Genomic DNA, 18470 nt, shown 5'->3' with positions numbered 1-18470 from the left:
CTCGTCAGAAGAGCGTGGGCGCTGCGACGAGCGGCTCGCTCGTCGACGCGAGCTGCCGCGCTCGCGGCGGCGGCGCGCTCCCGGGCGCGGCGAGGCCCGTGCCAGCGGTCACCTGCACCGGTCCGAGCCGGTGCTCGCGCATGAGCGGGCGGATGCGGTCGCGCAGCCAGTCGCGGTAGCCGCGGTCGGCGTAGCTGCCGGTGCCGTAGATGCGCGCGTAGAGCGGCACCAGGTGCGGGTGCGCCTCGCGCAACCACTGCGTGTACCACTCGCGGGCGCCGGGCCGCAGGTGCAGGGCGCTCGCGATCGCGCGCGTCGCGCCCGCCTCGGCGATCGACGCGAAGGCCGTCTCGAGGTGCGCACGCGTGTCGGTGAGCCCCGGCAGCACCGGCATCGCGAAGACCGCGCAGTCGAGCCCGGCGTCGCGCACCGCGCGGACGGTCTCGAGCCGCGACCGGGTCGTCGGGGTGCCGGGCTCGACCTGCTGCTGCAGCTCGTCGTCGAAGATGGCGATCGACATCGCGATCGAGACCGGCACGTCGCGCGCGATCTCGGCGAGCAGCGGCAGGTCGCGGCGCAGCAGCGTGCCCTTCGTGAGGATCGAGATCGAGGCCCCGTGCCGCGCGAGCGCCCGCAGCACGCCGGGCATGAGCCGGTAGCGGCCCTCGGCGCGCTGGTAGGGGTCGGTGTTCGTGCCGAGCTGCACGGCCGTGACGTCCTTGCGCGTCCCCGCGAGCTCGCGCTCGAGCACCTCGACGAGGTTCGCCTTCACGACGATGCGGGAGTCGAAGTCGGCGCCCGCGTCGAGGTCGAGGTAGGTGTGCGTGTTGCGCGCGAAGCAGTAGCGGCACGCGTGCTGGCAGCCGCGGTAGGGGTTGATCGTCCACGCGCCGCCCATGAAGCCGTCGCCCGCGACGTGGTTGAGGGCGCTCTTCGCCGTCACCTCCAGGAAGGAGGCGCCGTCGAAGCCGGGCGTCGGCCACGACTCCAGCACGCTGCCGCGCTCCTCGAGCCCCGGCAGCGCATCCGCGTCGACGTGCGTCGCCGTCTGTCCCTCCCACCGCATGCCACCATTCGAACACACGTTCGATCCCCGCGCAACCTCGCCGCGCAGGCGACCCCCCGCGCCGCAGGAGCCTCCCCTCGTGCGCGCACAACGCAAGCCCGCCGGGCTGGTCCAGCGGGCGAGCGGGCGAGCGTCACCCGATGGGGCCGGATCCGGGCTGCCGGGCTTGCGTTGTGCGGAGGGGTCGGCGGGCGGCGGAGCTCGCCGAGAGGAGCTCGCCGGGAGGAGCGAGCGGGGAGGCGGGCGCGGCTAGGGTGCTGAGGTGGCGATGCGACGGCGGATGCGCGTGCTCGCCCCGGCGCTGTGGGCGGCGGTCGTCGTCGCCACCGGTGCGCTGCTCGCCGCGAGGCTGCTGCAGCGGCCGGTCGCCGCGTGGCTCGACGTGCCGCTCGAGCACGGCGGATGGGCGCTGCTCGTCACCGTCGCGGCGATCGCGACCCTCGGCCTCGGTGCCGCCTCGCTGTGGCACGCGCTCATGCTGCCCCGACTCGTGCGCGTGCGCCGCGTCGACCGGCTGATCGCTGCGCTGGGCGCCGGCATGGCGGGGTTGGCCACGGCGATCGCGGTGGCCGGCGCGATCGACCCTGCGCTCGCCCGGGCGGCGCTGCTCGTCGCGCTCCCGCTCTGGGCCGCCGGCCTCGGCACCGCCGTGCTCGTCGTCGCGATGCTCGTGCACGCCCGCGCGGCGCGCACGCCGCCACCGCCCGGCACCGTGCTCATCCTCGGCGCCGGCCTCCGCGGTCGCGAGGTCGGCCCGCTGCTGCGCCGCCGCGTGCAGCGGGGCGCCGAGGTGTGGCGCGATGCGCTGGCCCAGCGGCCGGACGCGCGGATCGTCGTCTCGGGCGGCCAGGGCGCCGACGAGGTGCGCTCCGAGGCGTCGGCGATGGCCGAGCACCTCGAGCGGCAGCTGGGCGTGCCGGCAGCGGCGATCGACCTCGAGGACGCGTCCACCACGACCCGCGAGAACCTGCGGCTGTCGAGGCCGCTCGTCACCGCGCCCGGCCGGGCGCCGCTCGCCGTCGTGACGAGCGAGTACCACGCCTACCGCACCGCTGGGCTGCTCGCCGAGGCCGGCATCGACGGCACCGTGATCGGCGCATGGACCCGGCCCTCCTACCGCCCCGGCGCGATCGTGCGCGAGGCGCTCGCGATCGCCGCCGACCTGCGGTGGTGGTGCCTCGCCGCCGCGATCGCGCTCGAGGCGCTCGCGGTCTGGGCGGTCGTCGCCACGCAGGGCTTGGGCCCGTAGCCGGTCCGCCACCGCGGGGTCGGACCGTAGGATTGAGCGACCCCCGCCGCCGCAGAGGAGACGCATGTCCGAGATCACTCGCGAGGAGGTCCAGCACCTTGCTGGACTCGCTCGCATCGCGCTGACCGACGACGAGGTGACGAGCCTCACGACCGAGCTCTCCGCCATCGTCGACGCGATCGCCACCGTGCGCGAGATCGCCGGCGACGACGTCCCCGCCACGAGCCACCCGGTGCCGCTCACGAACGTGCTGCGCGCCGACGTCGTCGGCGAGACCCTCGTGCACGAGCAGACCTTCGCCGGCGCTCCCAGCCACGACGGCGAGCGCTTCCGCGTCTCGGCGATCCTGGGGGAGGAGCAGTGAGCGGCGACCTCACGCGCCTCGCGGGCCACGAGCTCGCCGGCCTGCTCGCCTCCGGCGACGTCTCGAGCGTCGAGGCCACGCAGGCGCACCTCGACCGCATCGCCGCGGTCGACGGCGAGATCCACGCGTTCCTGCACGTCAACGACGGCGCGCTCGACGCAGCCCGGGCGATCGACGAGCGCCGAGCCGCCGGCGAGCAGCTGCATGAGCTCGCGGGCGCCCCGATCGCGATCAAGGACGTGCTCTGCACGATCGGCATGCCCTCGACGGCAGGCTCGCGCATCCTCGAGGGCTGGATCCCGCCCTACGACGCGACCGTCGTCGAGCGCGTGAAGGCGGCCGGCCTCGTCGCGCTGGGCAAGACGAACATGGACGAGTTCGCGATGGGATCGTCGACCGAGCACTCCGCCTACGGCCCCACCCGCAACCCCTGGGACCGCGAGCGCATCCCCGGCGGCTCGGGCGGCGGCTCGGCCGCTGCCGTCGCCGCCTTCGAGGCGCCGTTCGCGCTCGGCTCCGACACCGGCGGCTCGATCCGCCAGCCCGCCGCGGTCACCGGCACCGTCGGCGTCAAGCCCACCTACGGCGGCGTGAGCCGCTACGGCGCCATCGCGCTCGCCTCGAGCCTCGACCAGGTCGGCCCCGTCACCCGCACGGTGCTCGACTCGGCGCTCATCCACGACGTCATTGGCGGGCACGACCCGCACGACTCCACGAGCCTCGCGCGCGAGTGGCCGTCGTTCACGGCCGCGGCCCGTGAGGGCGCTGCATCCGGCAGCCTGCAGGGCGTGCGCGTCGGCATCGTCAAGGAGCTCGACGCCGAGGGCATCGCCGCCGACGTGCAGGCACGCTTCCGCGAGACCGTCGACGTGCTGACGGCCGCTGGTGCCGAGGTCGTCGAGGTCTCGTGCCCGTCGTTCGCCTACTCGGTCGCCGCGTACTACCTGATCCTGCCGGCGGAGGCGTCGAGCAACCTCGCGCGCTTCGACTCCGTGCGCTTCGGGTTGCGCGTCGAGGGCCCCGGCCAGACGGTCGAGGACGTCATGGCGGCCACGCGCGAGGCCGGGTTCGGCGCGGAGGTGAAGCGACGCATCATCCTCGGCACCTACGCGCTGTCGGCCGGCTACTACGACGCCTACTACGGCTCCGCGCAGAAGGTGCGCACGCTCATCCAGCGCGACTTCGACGCCGCGTTCGAGCAGGCCGACCTGCTCATCAGCCCCGCGGCGCCCACGACGGCGTTCAAGCTCGGCGAGAAGCTCGACGACCCGCTGGCGATGTACGTCAACGACATCACGACGATCCCCGCGAACCTCGCGGGCATCCCCGGCATGGGGCTCCCGATGGGGCTCGGCGACGACGGCATGCCCGTCGGCCTGCAGATCCTCGCGCCGATGTTCGAGGACGAGCGGCTCTACCGCGCCGGCGCCGCGATCGAGGCGCTGCTCGCCGACCGCTGGGGCGGCATCCTCACGACCAAGGCACCCGAGCTCACGGAGGCGGCGCGATGAAGGACAAGCTGATGGACTTCGACGAGGCGCTCGAGCGCTTCGAGCCGGTGATGGGCTTCGAGGTGCACGTCGAGCTCGGCACGCGCACGAAGATGTTCTCGGCGGCGCCCAACCCCGCGCACCCCGACTTCCACGACGTCGAGCCGAACACGCTCGTCGACCCGCTGAGCCTCGGCCTGCCGGGCAGCCTGCCGGTCGTGAACGAGCAGGCGGTGCGCTACTCGATCGCGCTCGGCCTCGCGCTGAACTGCGAGATCGCGACCTCGAGCCGCTTCGCGCGGAAGAACTACTTCTACCCGGACACGCCGAAGAACTACCAGATCTCGCAGTACGACGAGCCCATCGCCTTCGAGGGCTCGGTCGAGGTCGAGCTCGCCGACGGCCGACGGATCACGATCCCGATCGAGCGCGCGCACATGGAGGAGGACGCCGGCAAGCTCACGCACGTCGGCGGCTCGACCGGCCGCATCCAGGGCGCGGAGTACTCGCTCGTCGACTACAACCGCGCCGGGGTCCCGCTCGTCGAGATCGTGACGAAGCCGATCTTCGGCGGCGAGCACTCGGCGCCCGAGATCGCGAAGGCCTACGTCGCGACGATCCGCGACATCGTGCTGTCGCTCGGCATCTCGGAGGCGCGGATGGAGCGCGGCAACCTGCGCTGCGACGCGAACGTGAGCCTGCGCCCGCGCGGCCAGGAGGCGCTCGGCACGCGCACCGAGACGAAGAACGTCAACTCGATGCGCTCGGTCGAGCGCGCCGTGCGCTACGAGATCCAGCGGCAGGCCGCGATCCTCGCGGCCGGCGGCACGATCGTGCAGGAGACGCGGCACTGGCACGAGGACACCGGCACGACGAGCCCCGGTCGCCCGAAGTCGGACGCCGACGACTACCGCTACTTCCCGGAGCCCGACCTGCTGCCCGTCGCGCCGAGCCGCGAGCTCGTCGAGGAGCTGCGCGCGCAGCTGCCCGAGCAGCCCGTCGCCCGCCGTCGCCGGCTGAAGGCTGACTGGGGCTTCACCGACCTCGAGCTCCAGGACGTCGTGAACGGCGACATGCTCCACCTCGTCGAGGCGACGGTCGCCGCCGGTGCGACGCCGCAGTCGGCCCGCAAGTGGTGGACGGGCGAGCTCGCCCGCGTCGCCAACGAGCGCGGCGTCGAAGCGTCGACGCTCGTCGATCCTGCGTACGTCGCGGAGCTGCAGCGGCTCATCGACGAGGGCACGCTCACCGACCGGCTCGCGCGCCAGGCGCTCGAGGGCGTCATCGCTGGTGAGGGGTCGCCGAGCGAGGTCGCGGCCGCTCGCGGCCTGCAGGTGGTCACCGACGAGTCCGCCCTCGTCGCGGCCGTGGACGACGCGCTCTCGGCGCAGCCCGACGTGCTGCAGAAGATCCGCGACGGCAAGGTGCAGGCTGCCGGAGCGGTGATCGGCGCCGTCATGAAGGCGATGCGGGGACAGGCGGACGCGGCACGAGTGCGCGAGATCGTACTCGAGCGCGCCCAGGCCTAGTCAGGCGAGTTCCCAGGAATTCTCAATGAATCCGCGTACGCTTGCAGTCGGACATCGCAGAGCGCGAAGTCCCGGCGGAGCGACACCCTTGCACCGCTGCGACACGGAAGGATCACTTACATGGGATTCCTCGTCTTCCTCATCTTCGGCCTCATCGCAGGCGCACTGGCCAAGCTCATCCTGCCCGGCAAGCAGGGCGGCGGCTGGATCACGACGCTGATCCTCGGCGTCGTCGGCGCCATGATCGGTGGCTGGATCGCCGGTGGCATCTTCAACCTCGACATCTACAACAGCTTCTTCGAGCCGCTGGCGTGGGTGTTCGCGATCGGCGGCGCGATCATCGTGCTGCTCATCTGGGGCCTCGTCACCAAGAACCGCGGTCGTACGCGCGCCTGAGACTCGGCGCACACGGAGGGGGCTGCCTGCGGGCGGCCCCCTTTCGCATGCCCGGACGGCGCGCCGAGCGCCCGGCAGCGTCCCGATACTCGCCGGCGAGCTCACCCCTGGCGATCGACGAGTGTCGGCTTCGTGCGGGAGTGTCGGGACACTCGAGCAGCATCCCGACACTCCCCGCACCGGGTCAGGCGGCGCTGACCCCGGCGAAGGCCGCGATCTCGTCGAGGTGATCGAGGTCGGTCATGTCGAGCACCTGCAGGTAGACGCGCTCGACGCCGTCGTCGGCGAGCGCGCCGAGCCGGTCCTCGACCTCGGCGCGCGAGCCGGCGATGCCGTGCTCGCGCAGCTCCGCCGGCTCGCGGCCGATCGCGGCGGCGCGACGGGCGAACGTCGCCTCGTCGTCGCCCACGACCGTCACGAGCGCCGCCGACCGCACGACCGGGGTCGTGCGCTCGGCGCGCTCGATCGCGCGGTCGAGCGCCGCGAAGAGCGGGCGGATGCGGTCGAGCTCGGGGAAGGGCAGGTTGTGCTCATCGGCGAACTCGGCGGCGAGGCGCGGCGTGCGCCGCTCGCCCAGGCCGCCGACGATCACCGGCAGCCGCTCCTGCGCGGGCTTCGGCAGCGCGGGGGAGTCGTCGAGCCGGTAGTGCTCGCCCTCGAACGAGAAGCGGGCGCCGACGGGCGTCGCCCACAGCCCGGTCACGATCGCGAGCTGCTCCTCGAGCAGGTCGAACCGGCGCTCCGGGAACGGGATGCCGAACGCCGAGTGCTCCTCGGCGAACCAGCCCGTGCCGAGCCCGAGCTCGACGCGGCCGCCCGACATCTGGTCGACGTTCGCGACCTGCACGGCGAGGATGCCGGGCAGCCGGTAGGTGACGGACGACACGAGCGTGCCGAGCCGCACCCGCTCGGTGTCTCGCGCGAGGCCGGCGAGCGACGTCCACGCATCCGTCGGGCCGTAGCCGGGATCGCCGTCGCCCATCCGGAGGTAGTGGTCGGAGCGGAAGAAGCCGTCGAAGCCGAGCTGCTCGGTGCGCTGCGCGATCGCGAGCAGCTCGTCGTAGGAGGCGCCCTGCTGGGGCTCGGTGAAGATGCGGAGGTCCATGCCGGAAGCCTGGCACAGCGCGCCTCGCGGGCCGCGGCGCGACGCCCGCGTACGCTCGATCGGTGCCGAACGACAGCCTGCGGATCGACTGGGACGCCTGGGGCGGCGACGTGCTGTCGCCCGAGGCGAAGGCCGCCAGGAAGCCCGCGCCGCCGAAGCGGGTCCCAGCCGAGCGCGACCTCGTGGTCGAGCGCCACGACGGCTGGGTGGGTGCCGTCGTGCGCGTCGAGACGGGCAACGTGCACCTCGAGGATCGCCGCGGCCGGGTGCGCGCCTTCCCGCTCGGCCGCGGCTTCTTCGTCGACGGCGTCGAGGTCGAGCTCGTGCCGGCAGCGTCGCGACAGCAGGCGGCGACGCGCACGGCGTCCGGATCCCGCGCGGTCGCCGACGTGCGGGCACGGGTCGCGCTGCCGAGCCGCATCCTCGTCGAGGGCGTGCACGACGCCGAGCTCGTCGAGCAGGTCTGGGGGCACGACCTGCGGGTCGAGGGCGTCGTCGTCGAGCCGCTGCACGGCGCCGACGACCTCGCGGGCATCGTCGCGGACTTCGCGCCGACCGCGGAGCGGCGGCTGGGCATCCTGCTCGACCACCTCGTGCGCGGTTCGAAGGAGACGCGCATCGCCGAGGCCGTGCTGCGCGGCCCACACGGGGCGCACGTGCGCATCGTCGGCCATCCGTTCATCGACATCTGGCAGGCGATCAAGCCCGCCCGGCTGGGCATCCCGGCGTGGCCGGATGTGCCCAAGGGTGAGGACTGGAAGCGCGGCACGCTGCGCAGGCTCGGCATGCCGCACGAGTCGCAGGAGGACGTCGGCCGCGCGTGGCAGCGGATGCGCACGCGCGTGCGCGACTGGAACGACCTTGAGCCCGCGCTGCTCGCGCGCGTCGAGGAGCTCATCGACTTCGTGACGACAAACCGCCACTGAGCGGAGCCGGCGTCGCGCTATGCGATCGGCTGCACCTCGGTGAGCGTCGGCAGCTTGGGGTCGCGGCCGTCGCCGGAGGAGCGCCCGGTGAACCGGCGCCCGAGCCACGGCAGCACGTACTCGCGGTAGTACCCCAGGTCCCGCCGGCCCTCCGCCGTGCTCGCGCCGGCCAGGTCGCGCCAGCCGGGAGGCGCCTCGTGCCCGAGCGCGCGCAGCACGTTGCGGGCGACGTGCGCGTGCCCGGCCGCGTTGAGGTGCAGCCGGTCGACCGACCAGAAGCGGGGGCTCGCGAGCTCGGTGTCCGACCAGTTGTCGACGTAGGGCGCGTCGAGGTCGCGGATGCGTGCGTGGACGGCGCGGGCGAGCGCGTCGCCCCGGCGCTGCATGACGGCACCGATCGGCATGACCTGGCTCGGGTTGCCGCCCGAGAGCAGGATCGGGCGGATGCCGGCGGCGGCGATGCGGTGCGCGGCGTCGGCGAGCCGCTCGCCGACGTGCTCGATCGAGACCTTCGGGCGCAGGATGTCGTTGCCGCCGCCGTTGAGGCTGATCGCGTCGGGCTGGAGCGCGATGGCCGCATCGAGCTGCTCGTGCAGGATGCCGGCGAGCTTGCGCCCCCGGATGGCGAGGTTGGCGTAGCGCACCGGCTGCCCCTGCGCGGTCGCGAGGCCCGCGGCGACGAAGTCGGCCCAGCCGCGCACGCTGCCGTCGGGCAGCTCGTCCCCGACGCCCTCGGTGAAGCTGTCGCCGATGGCGACGAACGATCGGATCGGCTGCACCGCTCCACCCTACGCGCGCCGTGACGGGGCTCGCGCGGCGCCGTCGGCCGGTCGGACCGCGGGGCTACACTGAGGGCATCACGGGAGTCCGGTGCGCCGGGCTGAGAGGAAGGCCGAAGCCTTCGACCGTCAAACCTGATCTGGATCATGCCAGCGCAGGGAGGACACCACACCCGTGCCATCTCCTCCAGGAAGGCACTGCAATGACCACCACCGCACCCGCGCCAACGCGCACCCGCTCCAGCCGCTGGCGCGTCGTCGACATCGTCGTCGCCGCGGTGCTCGGCGTCGCGACCGGCCTGCTGTTCGTCGTCTGGAACGGCATCGGCTACGTCTGGTTCAGCGCGATGGACGCGCTCACCCCCGGCTTCGGCGGCCTCGCGGCCGGCATCTGGCTCATCGGCGGCGTGCTCGGCGGGCTCATCATCCGCAAGCCCGGCGCCGCGCTCTTCGTCGAGCTGCTCGCCGCCAGCGTCTCCATGCTGCTCGGCTCGCAGTGGTCGATCGAGACCGTGTACTCCGGGATCGCGCAGGGGCTGGGCGCCGAGCTGATCTTCCTGCTCTTCGCCTACCGCCGCTTCGGCCTCCCGGTCGCGATGCTGGCCGGCGTCGGCGCCGCCGTCGCCGCCTGGACGCTCGAGCTCTTCACCTCCGGCAACCTCGCGAAGGGCGCCGAGTTCCTCGGCATCTACCTCGGCTGCCTCGTCGTCTCCGGCGCCCTGCTCGCCGGCCTCGTCGGCTGGCTGCTCACCCGCGCGCTCGCCGCGACCGGCGTGCTCGACCGCTTCGCCTCGGGTCGGTCGCGCTCCCGGTGACCGGCTCCCGCATCCGCGCGCGCGGGTGGGGCTGGCGGCACGCGAGCCGGTCGGCGCCCGCCGTCGCCGGGCTCGACCTCGACGTCGAGCCGGGCGAGCGCGTGCTGCTGCTCGGGCCGTCCGGGGCGGGCAAGTCGACGCTGCTCGCGGCCCTCGCCGGCGTGCTCGGCGGCGAGGACGAGGGCGACGAGACCGGCGAGCTCTCGGTCGACGGCGTGCATCCGTCGACCCGGCGGGGCGCGCACGACCGCGGCACCGCCGGGCTCGTCCTGCAGGATCCGCAGGCGAACACGATCATGTCGCGCGTCGGCGACGACGTGGCGTTCGGCTGCGAGAACCTCGCGGTGCCGCGCGACGAGATCTGGCGGCGGGTCGGGGCCGCGCTCGACGCCGTCGGGCTCGACGTGCAGCTCGACCGCTCGACCGCGGCGCTCTCCGGCGGGCAGCGGCAGCGGCTCGCCCTTGCCGGGGTCATCGCGATGCGGCCCGGGCTCATCCTGCTCGACGAGCCGACCGCCAACCTCGACCCCGCAGGGGTCGCGGAGGTGCGGGACGCGGTCGCCCGCGTGACCGCCGAGACGGGCGCGACGCTCGTCGTCGTCGAGCACCGGGTCGAGACGTGGCTCCCGGTCGTCGACCGCGTCATCGTGCTCGAGCCGGGCGGGGGAGCAGCCGCCGACGGCTCGCCCGAGCTGGTGCTCGACGCCCACCGGGACGAGCTCGCAGGGCACGGCGTCTGGGTGCCCGGGCTGCCGGTCGAGGTGCCGCGCGGCCGCCGGTCGCCGGGCGACGCGCTGCTCGTCGCCGACGCCGTGCGCTCCGGCCGCGCCGGCGCGCCCGTGCACGCGGCGGTCGACCTCGAGATCCCGGCGGGGCAGGCGCTCGTCGTCACCGGCCCGAACGGCGCGGGCAAGTCGACGCTCGCCCTCACGCTCGCGGGGCTGCTGCCGCCCGTCGCCGGTGCGGTGCGGGCCACGCCGGCGCTGCGCGGCGACGTCGCCGCCGAGGCGCCGATCCGGTGGCGGCCCAAGCAGCTCGCGACCCGCATCGGCACGGTGTTCCAGCAACCCGAGCACCAGTTCGTCGCCGCTCGCGTGCGCGACGAGGTCGCGGCGGGGCTCCGCGCGCTGCGGCTGCCGCCCGCCGAGATCGAGGCGCGCGTCGGCGGGCTGCTCGCCGCGCTGCGGCTCGACGCGCTCGCCGACGCCAACCCCTTCACGCTCTCCGGCGGCGAGCAGCGGCGGCTCTCGGTCGCGACCGTGCTCGCGCCGGCGCCGCGCGTCATGGTGCTCGACGAGCCCACGTTCGGGCAGGACCGCCGCACCTGGCAGGAGCTCGTGCGGCTCATCGCCTCGCTCGTCGACGATCGCGGCTGCGCCGTCGTCGCGGTGACGCATGACGCCGACGTCGAGCGGGTGCTCGGCGACCGCGTGCTGCGGCTCGGCACGCAGGCGGCCGACGAGGCCGCGGCATGAGCGCGCTCGACCGCGTCAACCCGGTGACGCCGCTCGCGGCCGCCGTGCTGTACTCCATCCCCATGCTCATGACGATCGACGTCGTGACCGCGGCGGTGGCGCTCGGCGCCTGGCTCGTCGTCTTCGTTGCCGTGGGCATCGGCGCCCGCACGGTGCTGCGCCGCTCGTGGCCGCTGCTCGTCGCTGCGCCCCTCTCGGCCGTGAGCATGCTGCTCTACGCCGAGCCGGCCGGGCGCATCCACGCGCAGGTGTGGCTCGCCACGATCAGCGACGGATCGATCGAGCTCGCGCTCGCGATCGGGCTGCGCGTGCTGGCGCTCGGCGTGCCGACGCTCGTCGCGCTCGTCGGGCTCGACCCGACGCGGCTCGCGGACGGCCTCGCGCAGGTCGCGCGGCTGCCGCACCGCTTCGTGCTCGCGGCGCTCGCCGGCGCTCGCCTGTTCGGCGTGCTGGGCGAGGACTGGCGGCATATCGCGCTCGCGCGGCGCGCGCGGGGGCTCGGCGACACGGGCGCCGTCCGGCGGGCGCTGCAGGCGGCGTTCGCCCTGCTCGTCGTCGCGCTCCGCCGCGGCGGGACGCTCGCGACCGCGATGGAGGCGCGCGGGTTCGGCGGGCCGACGCGCACGTGGGCGCGGCCGTCGACGGTCGGTCGCGCCGACGCCGTGCTGCTGATCCTCGCGATCGCCGTCGCGGCGCTCGCGATCGGCGTCTCGATCGCGGCAGGATCGTTCCGACCCGTCTGGGAGGGAGCCTCGTGGTGACGCGCACGCCGATCACGATCGTCGACGGCCGCTCGGGCGCGGGCAAGACCGCGCTCGCCGCGCGGCTCGCCGAGGCGTCGGGAGCGCGCGTGCTGCACATGGACGACCTCTACGCCGGCTGGCACGGTCTCGCGACCGGCTCCCGCCTGCTCGAGCGCGGCATCCTCGCGCCGCTCGCCGCCGGTCGCCGCGCGGTCTGGCGACGCTGGGACTGGGAGATCGGCGACTGGGGTGCGGAGGACAGCGCGTCGCCCGGGGAGCCGCTCATCGTCGAGGGCTGCGGCTCGCTGACGCTCGAGAGCCGCGAGCACGCCGCCCGCGCCATCTGGCTTGAGGCGCCGGAGGAGGTGCGGCGCAGCCGCGCGCTCGCCCGCGACGGCGACGACTCCTGGTGGCTGCTGTGGCGCGAGCAGGAGGACGCGCACGTCGCGGCGAACGACCCGGCGTCGCTCGCCGACGAGGTGCGCGCGACGTAGCGGCACCCGGCGAGCTCGCCGCTGCCCGGTCGTAGGCTTGCGGCCGGCGTCGCACGATGCCCCACGACGAGGAGGCGCCATGCCCGTCCGCACCCGAGCCCTGCAGAAGACCGCACCCGACCAGCCGTTCCGGATCGCCGAGATCGAGCGGCGCGACCCTCGTCCCAACGACGTGGTCATCTCCATCAAGGCCGCCGGCATCTGCCACAGCGACATCCACACGATCCGCGACGAGTGGGGTGCCGCGCCGTTCCCGCTCACGGTCGGCCACGAGATCGCGGGCGTCGTCGAGGCGGTCGGCGAGGCCGTCACGCGCCACGCCGTCGGCGACCGCGTGGGCGTCGGCTGCATGGTCGACTCGTGCGGCGAGTGCGAGCAGTGCGTCGCCGACCAGGAGCAGGACTGCCTGAACGGCACCGTCGGCACCTACGCATCCGTCGACCGCGACGGCACCGTCACGCAGGGCGGCTACAGCGAGCACGTCGTCGTCGATGAGCGCTTCGTGCTCGGCATCCCCGAGGGGATCGAGCTCGACGTCGCGGCACCGCTGCTGTGCGCGGGCATCACGCTCTACTCGCCGATCGACCGGTGGGGCGTGGGCCCTGGCACGAAGGTCGCGGTCGTCGGGCTCGGCGGCCTCGGCCACATGGGCGTGCAGCTCGCTGCCGCGAAGGGCGCGGAGGTGACCGTGCTCTCGCGCTCGCTCTCGAAGGCCGACCTCGCGGCGGAGCTGGGCGCCGCGCGCACCGTCGCCACCGGTGAGGAGGGATGGGTGGAGGCGCACCGGGGCGAGTTCGACGTGATCCTCAACACGGTGAGCGCGGACCTCGACCTCGGCATGTACCTCTCGACGCTCAAGCCCCACGGCGCGATGGTCAACGTCGGGCTGCCGCCCGAGCCGCAGCAGCTGTCGCTCGGCTCGCTGATCGGCGGCGGCAAGGTGCTCGCCGGCTCGAACATCGGCGGGATCCGGCAGACGCAGGAGATGCTCGACTTCTGCGCCGAGCACGGGATCGGCGCGGTCATCGAGCGCATCGGCGTCGACGATGTGGATGCGGCCTACGACCGGGTGGTCGACGGCGACGTGCGCTTCCGCTTCGTCATCGACACGGCGACCTTCGCCGACGCCGCCCCCGCCTCCCCACGCTGATCGAGCAGCGGCCGCCCCACCCCGCTGATCGAGTAGCAGCCGGCGGAGCCGGCCGCGTATCGAGATCAACTCCTGTCGTCTCGATACGCGGCCTTCGGCTGCTACTCGACGAGCAAGGTGGGGCGCAGCCCGGCGGCCGCCCTCTCTCGCTGATCGATCAGCGGCCGCCCCACCCCGCTGATCGAGTAGCAGCCGGCGGAGCCGGCCGCGTATCGAGATCAGGTGGGTCGTCTCGATACGCGGCCTTCGGCTGCTACTCGACGAGCGGCGGGGAGCGGCCTCCGGCTGCTGATCGACGAGCAAAGGGGCGCGGCCTTCGCCTGCTCCTCGACGAGCGGGTGGCCCGCTGACGCCGCTACGCCCAGCCCAGCTCGTGCAGCTGCTCGTCGTCGAGCCCGTAGAAGTGCGCGATCTCGTGCACGAGCGTCGTGCGCACCTCTGCGCGCAGCTCCTCGAGCGTCTCGGTGGTCTCGAGGTGCGGCAGCCGGTAGACCATGATGCGGTCGGGCAGCTCGCCGAAGCCGTACTGCCCGCGCTCGGTGATCGCGACGCCCTCGTAGATGCCGAGCAGGTCCTCGTCCGGGTGCTCGTCCTCGACGAGGAACACGACGTTGTCGAGGCCATCGACCATCTCGTCGGGCAGCGCGTCGAGCACCTCGGTGACGAGCGCCTCGAACGCACCCTGGTCGAGGTCCAGCATGCGTCCTCCGGTCTCTGCACGATCATCGTGAGCCTAGCGGCGGCTCGCGGGACGGCCCCCGCATGAGCCCCGCTGCTACCGTCGAGAGCACCATGAGCATCCCCGGTCGCGCGCCCCGCCCCAACCGCCCGCAGCACATCATGGAGGTCCTCCGCACGGAGCGGATCGCGCCGAGCCTCGTGCGGGTGTGGATCGGCGGACCGGGCTTCGGCACCTTCGTGCCGAACGACTTCACCGATGCCTACGTGAAGCTCCACTTCGTGAAGCCCGAGCTCGGCCTCGAGCCGCCCTACGACCTCGCCGCGTTGCGCGAGACGCTCGCGCCCGACGACCTGCCGGTCACGCGCACCTACTCGGTGCGGGCCGTCGCCTCCGACGCGATCGCGCTCGACTTCGTCGTGCACGGCGACGCCGGCATCGCCGGCCCCTGGGCGGCGCGGGTGCAGCCGGGGGAGCGGGTCGTCTTCGGAGGTCCGGGTGGCGCCTTCGCGCCCGACCCCGCCGCCGACTGGCACCTCTTCGCCGGCGACGAGTCGGCGCTCCCGGCGATCGCGCGTGCGGTCGAGGCGCTGCCCGACAACGCGCGCGGCATCGCGGTGCTCGAGGTGCGGGACGCCTCGGAGCAGATCCCGCTCCGGCACCCGGACGGCGTCGACCTGCACTGGCTGCACCGCGGCGAGCCGAGCGAGGCGACCATCGGGCTGCTCGCCGACACCGTCGGCGCGCTCGCGTGGCCGGAGGGCCGCGTGCAGGTCTTCGCGCACGGCGAGCGGGAGTCGATGAAGGCGATGCGCGAGCAGCTCTTCACGCAGCGCGGCCTCGAGCGGTCGCAGGTGTCGCTCTCGGGCTACTGGGCGCTCGGCCGCACGGAGGACCGCTTCCAGGCCGAGAAGCGCGAGCCGATCGGCGTCGTGCTGCCGCCGGCATGACGGCACGGATGCGCTGCGGCGCGCGCCGCGCCAGGATGGCGGCATGACCGACGACGCGATGGAGACGGCGATCCTCGAGCTGCTCGCGACGCGACGGCCGGGCGCCACCATCTGCCCGAGCGACGCGGCACGGCGCGTGGCGGGCGACGATCCGGAAGCGTGGCGGCCGCGCATGGACGACGCGCGAGCGGCGGCCGCACGGCTGGTCGACCGCGGCGAGGTCGTCATCACGCAGCGCGGGGATCCGGTCGATCCGGAGCTCGCTCGCGGGCCCATCCGCATCCGACGCATCGTCGAAGAGCAGGCGCCCGAAGACGAGTGAAGGCCCGGAGGACGAACCTCCGGGCCTCTCTGGGTGAGTAACGGGACTTGAACCCGCGACATCCGCCACCACAAGGCGGCGCTCTACCAGCTGAGCTATACCCACCATGTGCGCTCGAAACGCAACCAGGACAGCATACGACATCCTGAGCCCGATCGCCGCATCGGGCGATCGGGCGCCGATCACTCGGGCAGCAGCTCGCCGAATCCCTCGGTCACCTCGCGGGCGATGCCTTGCAGCTCGTCGCTCGGACGACCGGGCGCATCCGTGAAGACCGCGCGGCGGTAGTAGCGCAGCTCGCGGATCGACTCGAGGATGTCGGCGAGCGCGCGGTGCCCGCCGGCCTTCTCGGGCGCCTGGAAGTAGGCGCGAGGGAACCAGCGGCGCGACAGCTCCTTGATGCTCGACACGTCGATCGAGCGGTAGTGCAGGAAGCCGTCGAGGGTCGGCATGTAGCGCGCGATGAACATCCGATCGGTGCCGATCGTGTTGCCGCCGAGCGGCGCCGATCGCTCGACCGGCACGAAGCGCTGCACGTACTCGAGCACCTCGAGCTCGGCCTCGGCGAGCGAGACGCCGTGCGCGAGCTCCTGGTCGAGGCCGCTCGTCGCGTGCATCGTCCGCACGAAGTCGCCCATCTGCGCGAGCGCGGCGTCGGAGGGCTTGATGACGATCTGCAGCCCCGGGTCGAGCACCTCGAGCTCGAAGTCGGTGACGACGACGGCGATCTCGACGAGCTCGTCGACCGACGGGTCGAGCCCCGTCATCTCGCAGTCGATCCAGACGATCCGATCAGCAGCAGCCACGGGCAGAGTCTACGTCGCGGGGACCGCGCCGCCGAGCGCGGCGAAGAGCTCGTCGGCATCGACGTCGGCGAGCGTGCCGATCGTGCGCTCGGCGGGCACGGGGGATGCGGTGAGCTGCGTCGTGAGGAACCACAGCCGGGCGCCTGCCGCGGTCGCGGCGCGCGCACCGCTGCCCGAGTCCTCGAAGGCGATGGATGCGGCCGCGTCGGCGCCGAGCCGCTCGATCGCCCGGGCGTACGGCTCGGGGTCCGGCTTCGAGCGCGACACGTCATCGGCGGAGATCGCGAAGCGCAGCGCTCCCTCCGGCGCGGCTTCGAGCATCGCGCGGGCGTTCTCCGCAGACGCGTTCGTGATGAGCGCCGCTGGGATGCCGGCCTCGGCGACGCGCTCCAGCAGGGCGAGGCTGCCGGGCAGCCACGGCACGTCGTCGCGCACGAGCGCCGCGACGGCGCCCGCGACCGTCGCGATGATCGACGGGGCGTCCATCGTCACGCCGCGCTCGCGCATCCGCTCCGCCCACTCGACCATCGGCCTGCCGGTCGTCCAGTGCGCGTCGTCGGCGGTCCACTCGATGCCGTGGTGGCGGGCGAAGACGCGCATCTGCTCGTGCCACATGGGCTCCGAGTCGATGAGGGTCCCGTCCATGTCGAACAGCAGAGCACCGGCCATGGCATCAGCCTGGCATGCCGGCGCTGCGGGCGCTCACCAGCGGAAGCGCGTCACGTCCTTCGGGAACGAGAACCAGGCGAGCACCCGCTCGGGCGTGACGACGCGCAGCCCGCCGCCGTCGTCGCCCGACCAGGCGTCGGGCGCGGGTGCGTAGCCGTCGTCGGCGTACTTGCCGAACGCCGCCGAGAGGCGCTCGCCCAGGCCGTCGGCCTCCGCCCGGGTGGCGACCGAGGTGCCCTCGACGATCACGACCTGGGTGCCGCTCTCGAGCGTGAGCGTGACCGCAGGATTGCGCTGGGCGTTCCGGGAGTGCTGCGTGGTCGGTGCGCCGTCGTACCACCAGCGGCCGTCGACCCAGACGCCCCAGCGGGGGATGCTGTGGGGCCGGCCGTCCGGTCGTACCGACGAGATCCAGTAGTGCTTCGCCGCGACGAGGCGCGCCTCGACGTCGGCCCAGTCGAGCAGGCCGTCGTCGTCGGCGGGGAGGCCGTACCCCTCGGGGAGTCGAGCGCGATCGCGGCGCGGAGCAGGCAGCACGGGCAGGGGAGCGTCCATGCGCCGGACGCTAGCGTGGGCCGCCCACAGCGGCGCCTCGTAGGATCGAGCGCACCGCCCCCGTAGCTCAGCGGATAGAGCAGGAGCCTTCTAATCTCTTGGTCGCAGGTTCGACTCCTGCCGGGGGCACATGGCATCGATCGTCACGCTCCTCGCCCAGTCCGTTCCCGACACCTCCGAGCTCACCGGTGTCGCTGGCTGGGCCGTCGGGCTCATGGAGGCGGTCGGCGCGCCGGGAGCGGCGATCGCCATCGCCGCCGAGAACCTCTTCCCGCCGATCCCGAGCGAGGTCATCCTCCCGCTCGCCGGGCTCACCGCCTCTGCCGGTGGCTTCACGCTCGCCGAGGCGATCATCTGGACGACGGCCGGCTCCGTCGTCGGCGCCCTGCTGCTCTACGCGCTCGGCCGCATCCTGGGCCACGAGCGGCTGTCGCGCATCGCAGCGAAGATGCCGCTCGTGCGGGCGAGCGACATCGACAAGACCACCGCGTGGTTCGCCAAGCACGGGTGGAAGACCGTGCTCTTCGGCAGGTTCCTGCCCATCTTCCGCAGCCTGATCTCGATCCCGGCGGGGATCGAGCGGATGCCCGTGCTGCTGTTCCTCGGCCTCACCGCGGTCGGCTCCGCCATCTGGAACACGATCTTCATCATGCTCGGGTTCACGCTGGGGCAGAACTGGCACGTCATCGAGCCCTACATGGACTGGCTGCAGTGGCTCGTGATCGCCGCGGTGGTCGTGGTGATCGCCTGGTGGGTGACGCGCCGCATGCTCCTCAACCGCCGCGAGGGGAAGCACCTCTTCCACGGCGAGTGAGGCGTCGCCGGGATCTCTCCGACGGATCGGGAATGGATCGGCGACGGGGGCAGTTCCCTCCTCTCGGACCGCTCGTTCGATTCTGAACGACTCC

Annotated in this window: 21 protein-coding genes, 2 tRNA genes and 1 riboswitch; of the genes, 15 read left to right on the top strand and 8 right to left on the bottom strand. The window is 73.5% G+C overall.

What is annotated here, in order from left to right; translation table 11 throughout:
* Window positions 1-4: 4 nt before the first annotated feature.
* Complete coding sequence (locus ACVWW9_RS13965) at window positions 5-1066, bottom strand: Rv2578c family radical SAM protein (protein WP_456515977.1); 1062 nt, start codon at window positions 1064-1066, stop codon at window positions 5-7.
* A 268-nt stretch (window positions 1067-1334) separates the two neighbouring features.
* On the opposite strand from ACVWW9_RS13965, the gene ACVWW9_RS13960 reads away from it, so the two are divergent.
* From ACVWW9_RS13960 to ACVWW9_RS13940, 5 genes are all read left to right on the top strand, one after another.
* A complete protein-coding gene (locus ACVWW9_RS13960) occupies window positions 1335-2315 on the top strand; it encodes a YdcF family protein (protein WP_456516040.1) in 981 nt (326 codons plus the stop codon).
* 64 nt (window positions 2316-2379) lie between these two features.
* Complete coding sequence (gene gatC, locus ACVWW9_RS13955; protein ID WP_354260244.1) at window positions 2380-2679, top strand: Asp-tRNA(Asn)/Glu-tRNA(Gln) amidotransferase subunit GatC; 300 nt, start codon at window positions 2380-2382, stop codon at window positions 2677-2679.
* On the top strand, window positions 2676-4190 hold the full coding sequence (gene gatA, locus ACVWW9_RS13950) for an Asp-tRNA(Asn)/Glu-tRNA(Gln) amidotransferase subunit GatA (RefSeq protein ID WP_456515976.1): 1515 nt from the start codon (window positions 2676-2678) through the stop codon (window positions 4188-4190). Before gatC ends, gatA begins: the two co-directional genes overlap by 4 nt.
* Window positions 4187-5698, top strand: a complete 1512-nt coding sequence (gene gatB, locus ACVWW9_RS13945; RefSeq protein WP_456515975.1) for an Asp-tRNA(Asn)/Glu-tRNA(Gln) amidotransferase subunit GatB — start codon at window positions 4187-4189, stop codon at window positions 5696-5698. The genes gatA and gatB overlap by 4 nt, the downstream gene beginning before the upstream one ends.
* A gap of 120 nt (window positions 5699-5818) precedes the next feature.
* Entirely contained in the window at window positions 5819-6094 is a 276-nt protein-coding gene (locus tag ACVWW9_RS13940; protein WP_354260250.1) for a GlsB/YeaQ/YmgE family stress response membrane protein, read from the top strand.
* 184 nt (window positions 6095-6278) lie between these two features.
* Here the strand turns inward: ACVWW9_RS13940 and ACVWW9_RS13935 are convergent, their stop codons facing one another.
* Window positions 6279-7199, bottom strand: coding sequence for an LLM class F420-dependent oxidoreductase (locus tag ACVWW9_RS13935; protein ID WP_456515974.1), 921 nt, complete (start codon window positions 7197-7199; stop codon window positions 6279-6281).
* A 62-nt stretch (window positions 7200-7261) separates the two neighbouring features.
* Between ACVWW9_RS13935 and ACVWW9_RS13930 the strand changes: the two genes are divergently transcribed.
* Window positions 7262-8125, top strand: a complete 864-nt coding sequence (locus ACVWW9_RS13930; protein WP_456515973.1) for a DUF3097 domain-containing protein — start codon at window positions 7262-7264, stop codon at window positions 8123-8125.
* A 17-nt stretch (window positions 8126-8142) separates the two neighbouring features.
* On the opposite strand, the gene ACVWW9_RS13925 is transcribed toward ACVWW9_RS13930, so the two are convergent.
* A complete protein-coding gene (locus tag ACVWW9_RS13925) occupies window positions 8143-8904 on the bottom strand; it encodes an SGNH/GDSL hydrolase family protein (protein WP_456515972.1) in 762 nt (253 codons plus the stop codon).
* Window positions 8905-8974: 70 nt separating this feature from the next.
* A riboswitch (TPP riboswitch) is annotated at window positions 8975-9084 on the top strand.
* Between the two features lie 23 nt (window positions 9085-9107).
* Between ACVWW9_RS13925 and ACVWW9_RS13920 the strand changes: the two genes are divergently transcribed.
* From ACVWW9_RS13920 to ACVWW9_RS13900, 5 genes are all read left to right on the top strand, one after another.
* A complete protein-coding gene (locus ACVWW9_RS13920; RefSeq protein WP_456515971.1) occupies window positions 9108-9719 on the top strand; it encodes an ECF transporter S component in 612 nt (203 codons plus the stop codon).
* Window positions 9716-11194, top strand: a complete 1479-nt coding sequence (locus tag ACVWW9_RS13915) for an ABC transporter ATP-binding protein (RefSeq protein WP_456515970.1) — start codon at window positions 9716-9718, stop codon at window positions 11192-11194. Before ACVWW9_RS13920 ends, ACVWW9_RS13915 begins: the two co-directional genes overlap by 4 nt.
* Window positions 11191-11955 carry an energy-coupling factor transporter transmembrane component T family protein gene (locus ACVWW9_RS13910; protein ID WP_456515969.1) on the top strand — a complete coding sequence of 255 codons (765 nt, stop codon included), beginning with the start codon at window positions 11191-11193 and terminating at the stop codon, window positions 11953-11955. The genes ACVWW9_RS13915 and ACVWW9_RS13910 overlap by 4 nt, the downstream gene beginning before the upstream one ends.
* Window positions 11952-12431 (top strand): ATP-binding protein, encoded by a 480-nt coding sequence (locus ACVWW9_RS13905; protein ID WP_456515968.1) that lies wholly within the window; start codon window positions 11952-11954, stop codon window positions 12429-12431. The genes ACVWW9_RS13910 and ACVWW9_RS13905 overlap by 4 nt, the downstream gene beginning before the upstream one ends.
* A gap of 79 nt (window positions 12432-12510) precedes the next feature.
* Window positions 12511-13581 (top strand): NAD(P)-dependent alcohol dehydrogenase, encoded by a 1071-nt coding sequence (locus ACVWW9_RS13900; protein ID WP_456515967.1) that lies wholly within the window; start codon window positions 12511-12513, stop codon window positions 13579-13581.
* A gap of 355 nt (window positions 13582-13936) precedes the next feature.
* Here ACVWW9_RS13900 and ACVWW9_RS13895 read toward each other — a convergent pair whose 3' ends face one another.
* A complete protein-coding gene (locus tag ACVWW9_RS13895; RefSeq protein WP_456515966.1) occupies window positions 13937-14281 on the bottom strand; it encodes a metallopeptidase family protein in 345 nt (114 codons plus the stop codon).
* 92 nt (window positions 14282-14373) lie between these two features.
* Between ACVWW9_RS13895 and ACVWW9_RS13890 the strand changes: the two genes are divergently transcribed.
* Entirely contained in the window at window positions 14374-15210 is an 837-nt protein-coding gene (locus tag ACVWW9_RS13890) for a siderophore-interacting protein (protein WP_456515965.1), read from the top strand.
* A gap of 43 nt (window positions 15211-15253) precedes the next feature.
* Window positions 15254-15532, top strand: coding sequence for a DUF3253 domain-containing protein (locus tag ACVWW9_RS13885; RefSeq protein WP_456515964.1), 279 nt, complete (start codon window positions 15254-15256; stop codon window positions 15530-15532).
* 32 nt (window positions 15533-15564) lie between these two features.
* Here ACVWW9_RS13885 and ACVWW9_RS13880 read toward each other — a convergent pair.
* The 4 genes from ACVWW9_RS13880 to ACVWW9_RS13865 all read right to left on the bottom strand — a co-directional run bounded on the left by ACVWW9_RS13880 (window position 15565) and on the right by ACVWW9_RS13865 (window position 17562).
* Window positions 15565-15637, bottom strand: a tRNA-His gene (locus tag ACVWW9_RS13880).
* 77 nt (window positions 15638-15714) lie between these two features.
* Window positions 15715-16338: an oligoribonuclease gene (orn, locus tag ACVWW9_RS13875; protein ID WP_281273321.1), complete on the bottom strand. Its 624-nt coding sequence runs from the start codon at window positions 16336-16338 to the stop codon at window positions 15715-15717.
* Window positions 16339-16347: 9 nt separating this feature from the next.
* Entirely contained in the window at window positions 16348-17007 is a 660-nt protein-coding gene (locus tag ACVWW9_RS13870) for an HAD family hydrolase (RefSeq protein ID WP_456515963.1), read from the bottom strand.
* A 33-nt stretch (window positions 17008-17040) separates the two neighbouring features.
* Window positions 17041-17562: a pyridoxamine 5'-phosphate oxidase family protein gene (locus tag ACVWW9_RS13865; RefSeq protein ID WP_456515962.1), complete on the bottom strand. Its 522-nt coding sequence runs from the start codon at window positions 17560-17562 to the stop codon at window positions 17041-17043.
* A 56-nt stretch (window positions 17563-17618) separates the two neighbouring features.
* Between ACVWW9_RS13865 and ACVWW9_RS13860 the strand changes: the two genes are divergently transcribed.
* Window positions 17619-17691 (top strand) — tRNA-Arg (locus ACVWW9_RS13860).
* 1 nt (window position 17692) lies between these two features.
* On the top strand, window positions 17693-18376 hold the full coding sequence (locus ACVWW9_RS13855; RefSeq protein ID WP_456515961.1) for a DedA family protein: 684 nt from the start codon (window positions 17693-17695) through the stop codon (window positions 18374-18376).
* Window positions 18377-18470: the final 94 nt, after the last annotated feature.

Source organism: Agrococcus sp. UYP33 (assembly GCF_054060915.1).
Note: the sequence above shows the minus strand (reverse complement) of the source record. Positions and strands in the feature narration are given on the sequence as shown.

Excerpts from the sequence above, each read along its gene's own strand:
- ACVWW9_RS13965 (WP_456515977.1), bottom strand. The coding sequence starts at position 1,066 with ATGCGGTGGGAGGGACAGACGGCGACGCACGTCGACGCGGATGCGCTG.
- ACVWW9_RS13960 (WP_456516040.1), top strand. The coding sequence starts at position 1,335 with ATGCGACGGCGGATGCGCGTGCTCGCCCCGGCGCTGTGGGCGGCGGTC.
- gatC (WP_354260244.1), top strand. The coding sequence starts at position 2,380 with ATGTCCGAGATCACTCGCGAGGAGGTCCAGCACCTTGCTGGACTCGCT.
- gatB (WP_456515975.1), top strand. The coding sequence starts at position 4,187 with ATGAAGGACAAGCTGATGGACTTCGACGAGGCGCTCGAGCGCTTCGAG.
- ACVWW9_RS13940 (WP_354260250.1), top strand. The coding sequence starts at position 5,819 with ATGGGATTCCTCGTCTTCCTCATCTTCGGCCTCATCGCAGGCGCACTG.
- ACVWW9_RS13935 (WP_456515974.1), bottom strand. The coding sequence starts at position 7,199 with ATGGACCTCCGCATCTTCACCGAGCCCCAGCAGGGCGCCTCCTACGAC.
- ACVWW9_RS13920 (WP_456515971.1), top strand. The coding sequence starts at position 9,108 with ATGACCACCACCGCACCCGCGCCAACGCGCACCCGCTCCAGCCGCTGG.
- ACVWW9_RS13910 (WP_456515969.1), top strand. The coding sequence starts at position 11,191 with ATGAGCGCGCTCGACCGCGTCAACCCGGTGACGCCGCTCGCGGCCGCC.
- ACVWW9_RS13900 (WP_456515967.1), top strand. The coding sequence starts at position 12,511 with ATGCCCGTCCGCACCCGAGCCCTGCAGAAGACCGCACCCGACCAGCCG.
- ACVWW9_RS13895 (WP_456515966.1), bottom strand. The coding sequence starts at position 14,281 with ATGCTGGACCTCGACCAGGGTGCGTTCGAGGCGCTCGTCACCGAGGTG.
- ACVWW9_RS13890 (WP_456515965.1), top strand. The coding sequence starts at position 14,374 with ATGAGCATCCCCGGTCGCGCGCCCCGCCCCAACCGCCCGCAGCACATC.
- ACVWW9_RS13885 (WP_456515964.1), top strand. The coding sequence starts at position 15,254 with ATGACCGACGACGCGATGGAGACGGCGATCCTCGAGCTGCTCGCGACG.
- ACVWW9_RS13870 (WP_456515963.1), bottom strand. The coding sequence starts at position 17,007 with ATGGCCGGTGCTCTGCTGTTCGACATGGACGGGACCCTCATCGACTCG.
- ACVWW9_RS13865 (WP_456515962.1), bottom strand. The coding sequence starts at position 17,562 with ATGGACGCTCCCCTGCCCGTGCTGCCTGCTCCGCGCCGCGATCGCGCT.
- ACVWW9_RS13855 (WP_456515961.1), top strand. The coding sequence starts at position 17,693 with ATGGCATCGATCGTCACGCTCCTCGCCCAGTCCGTTCCCGACACCTCC.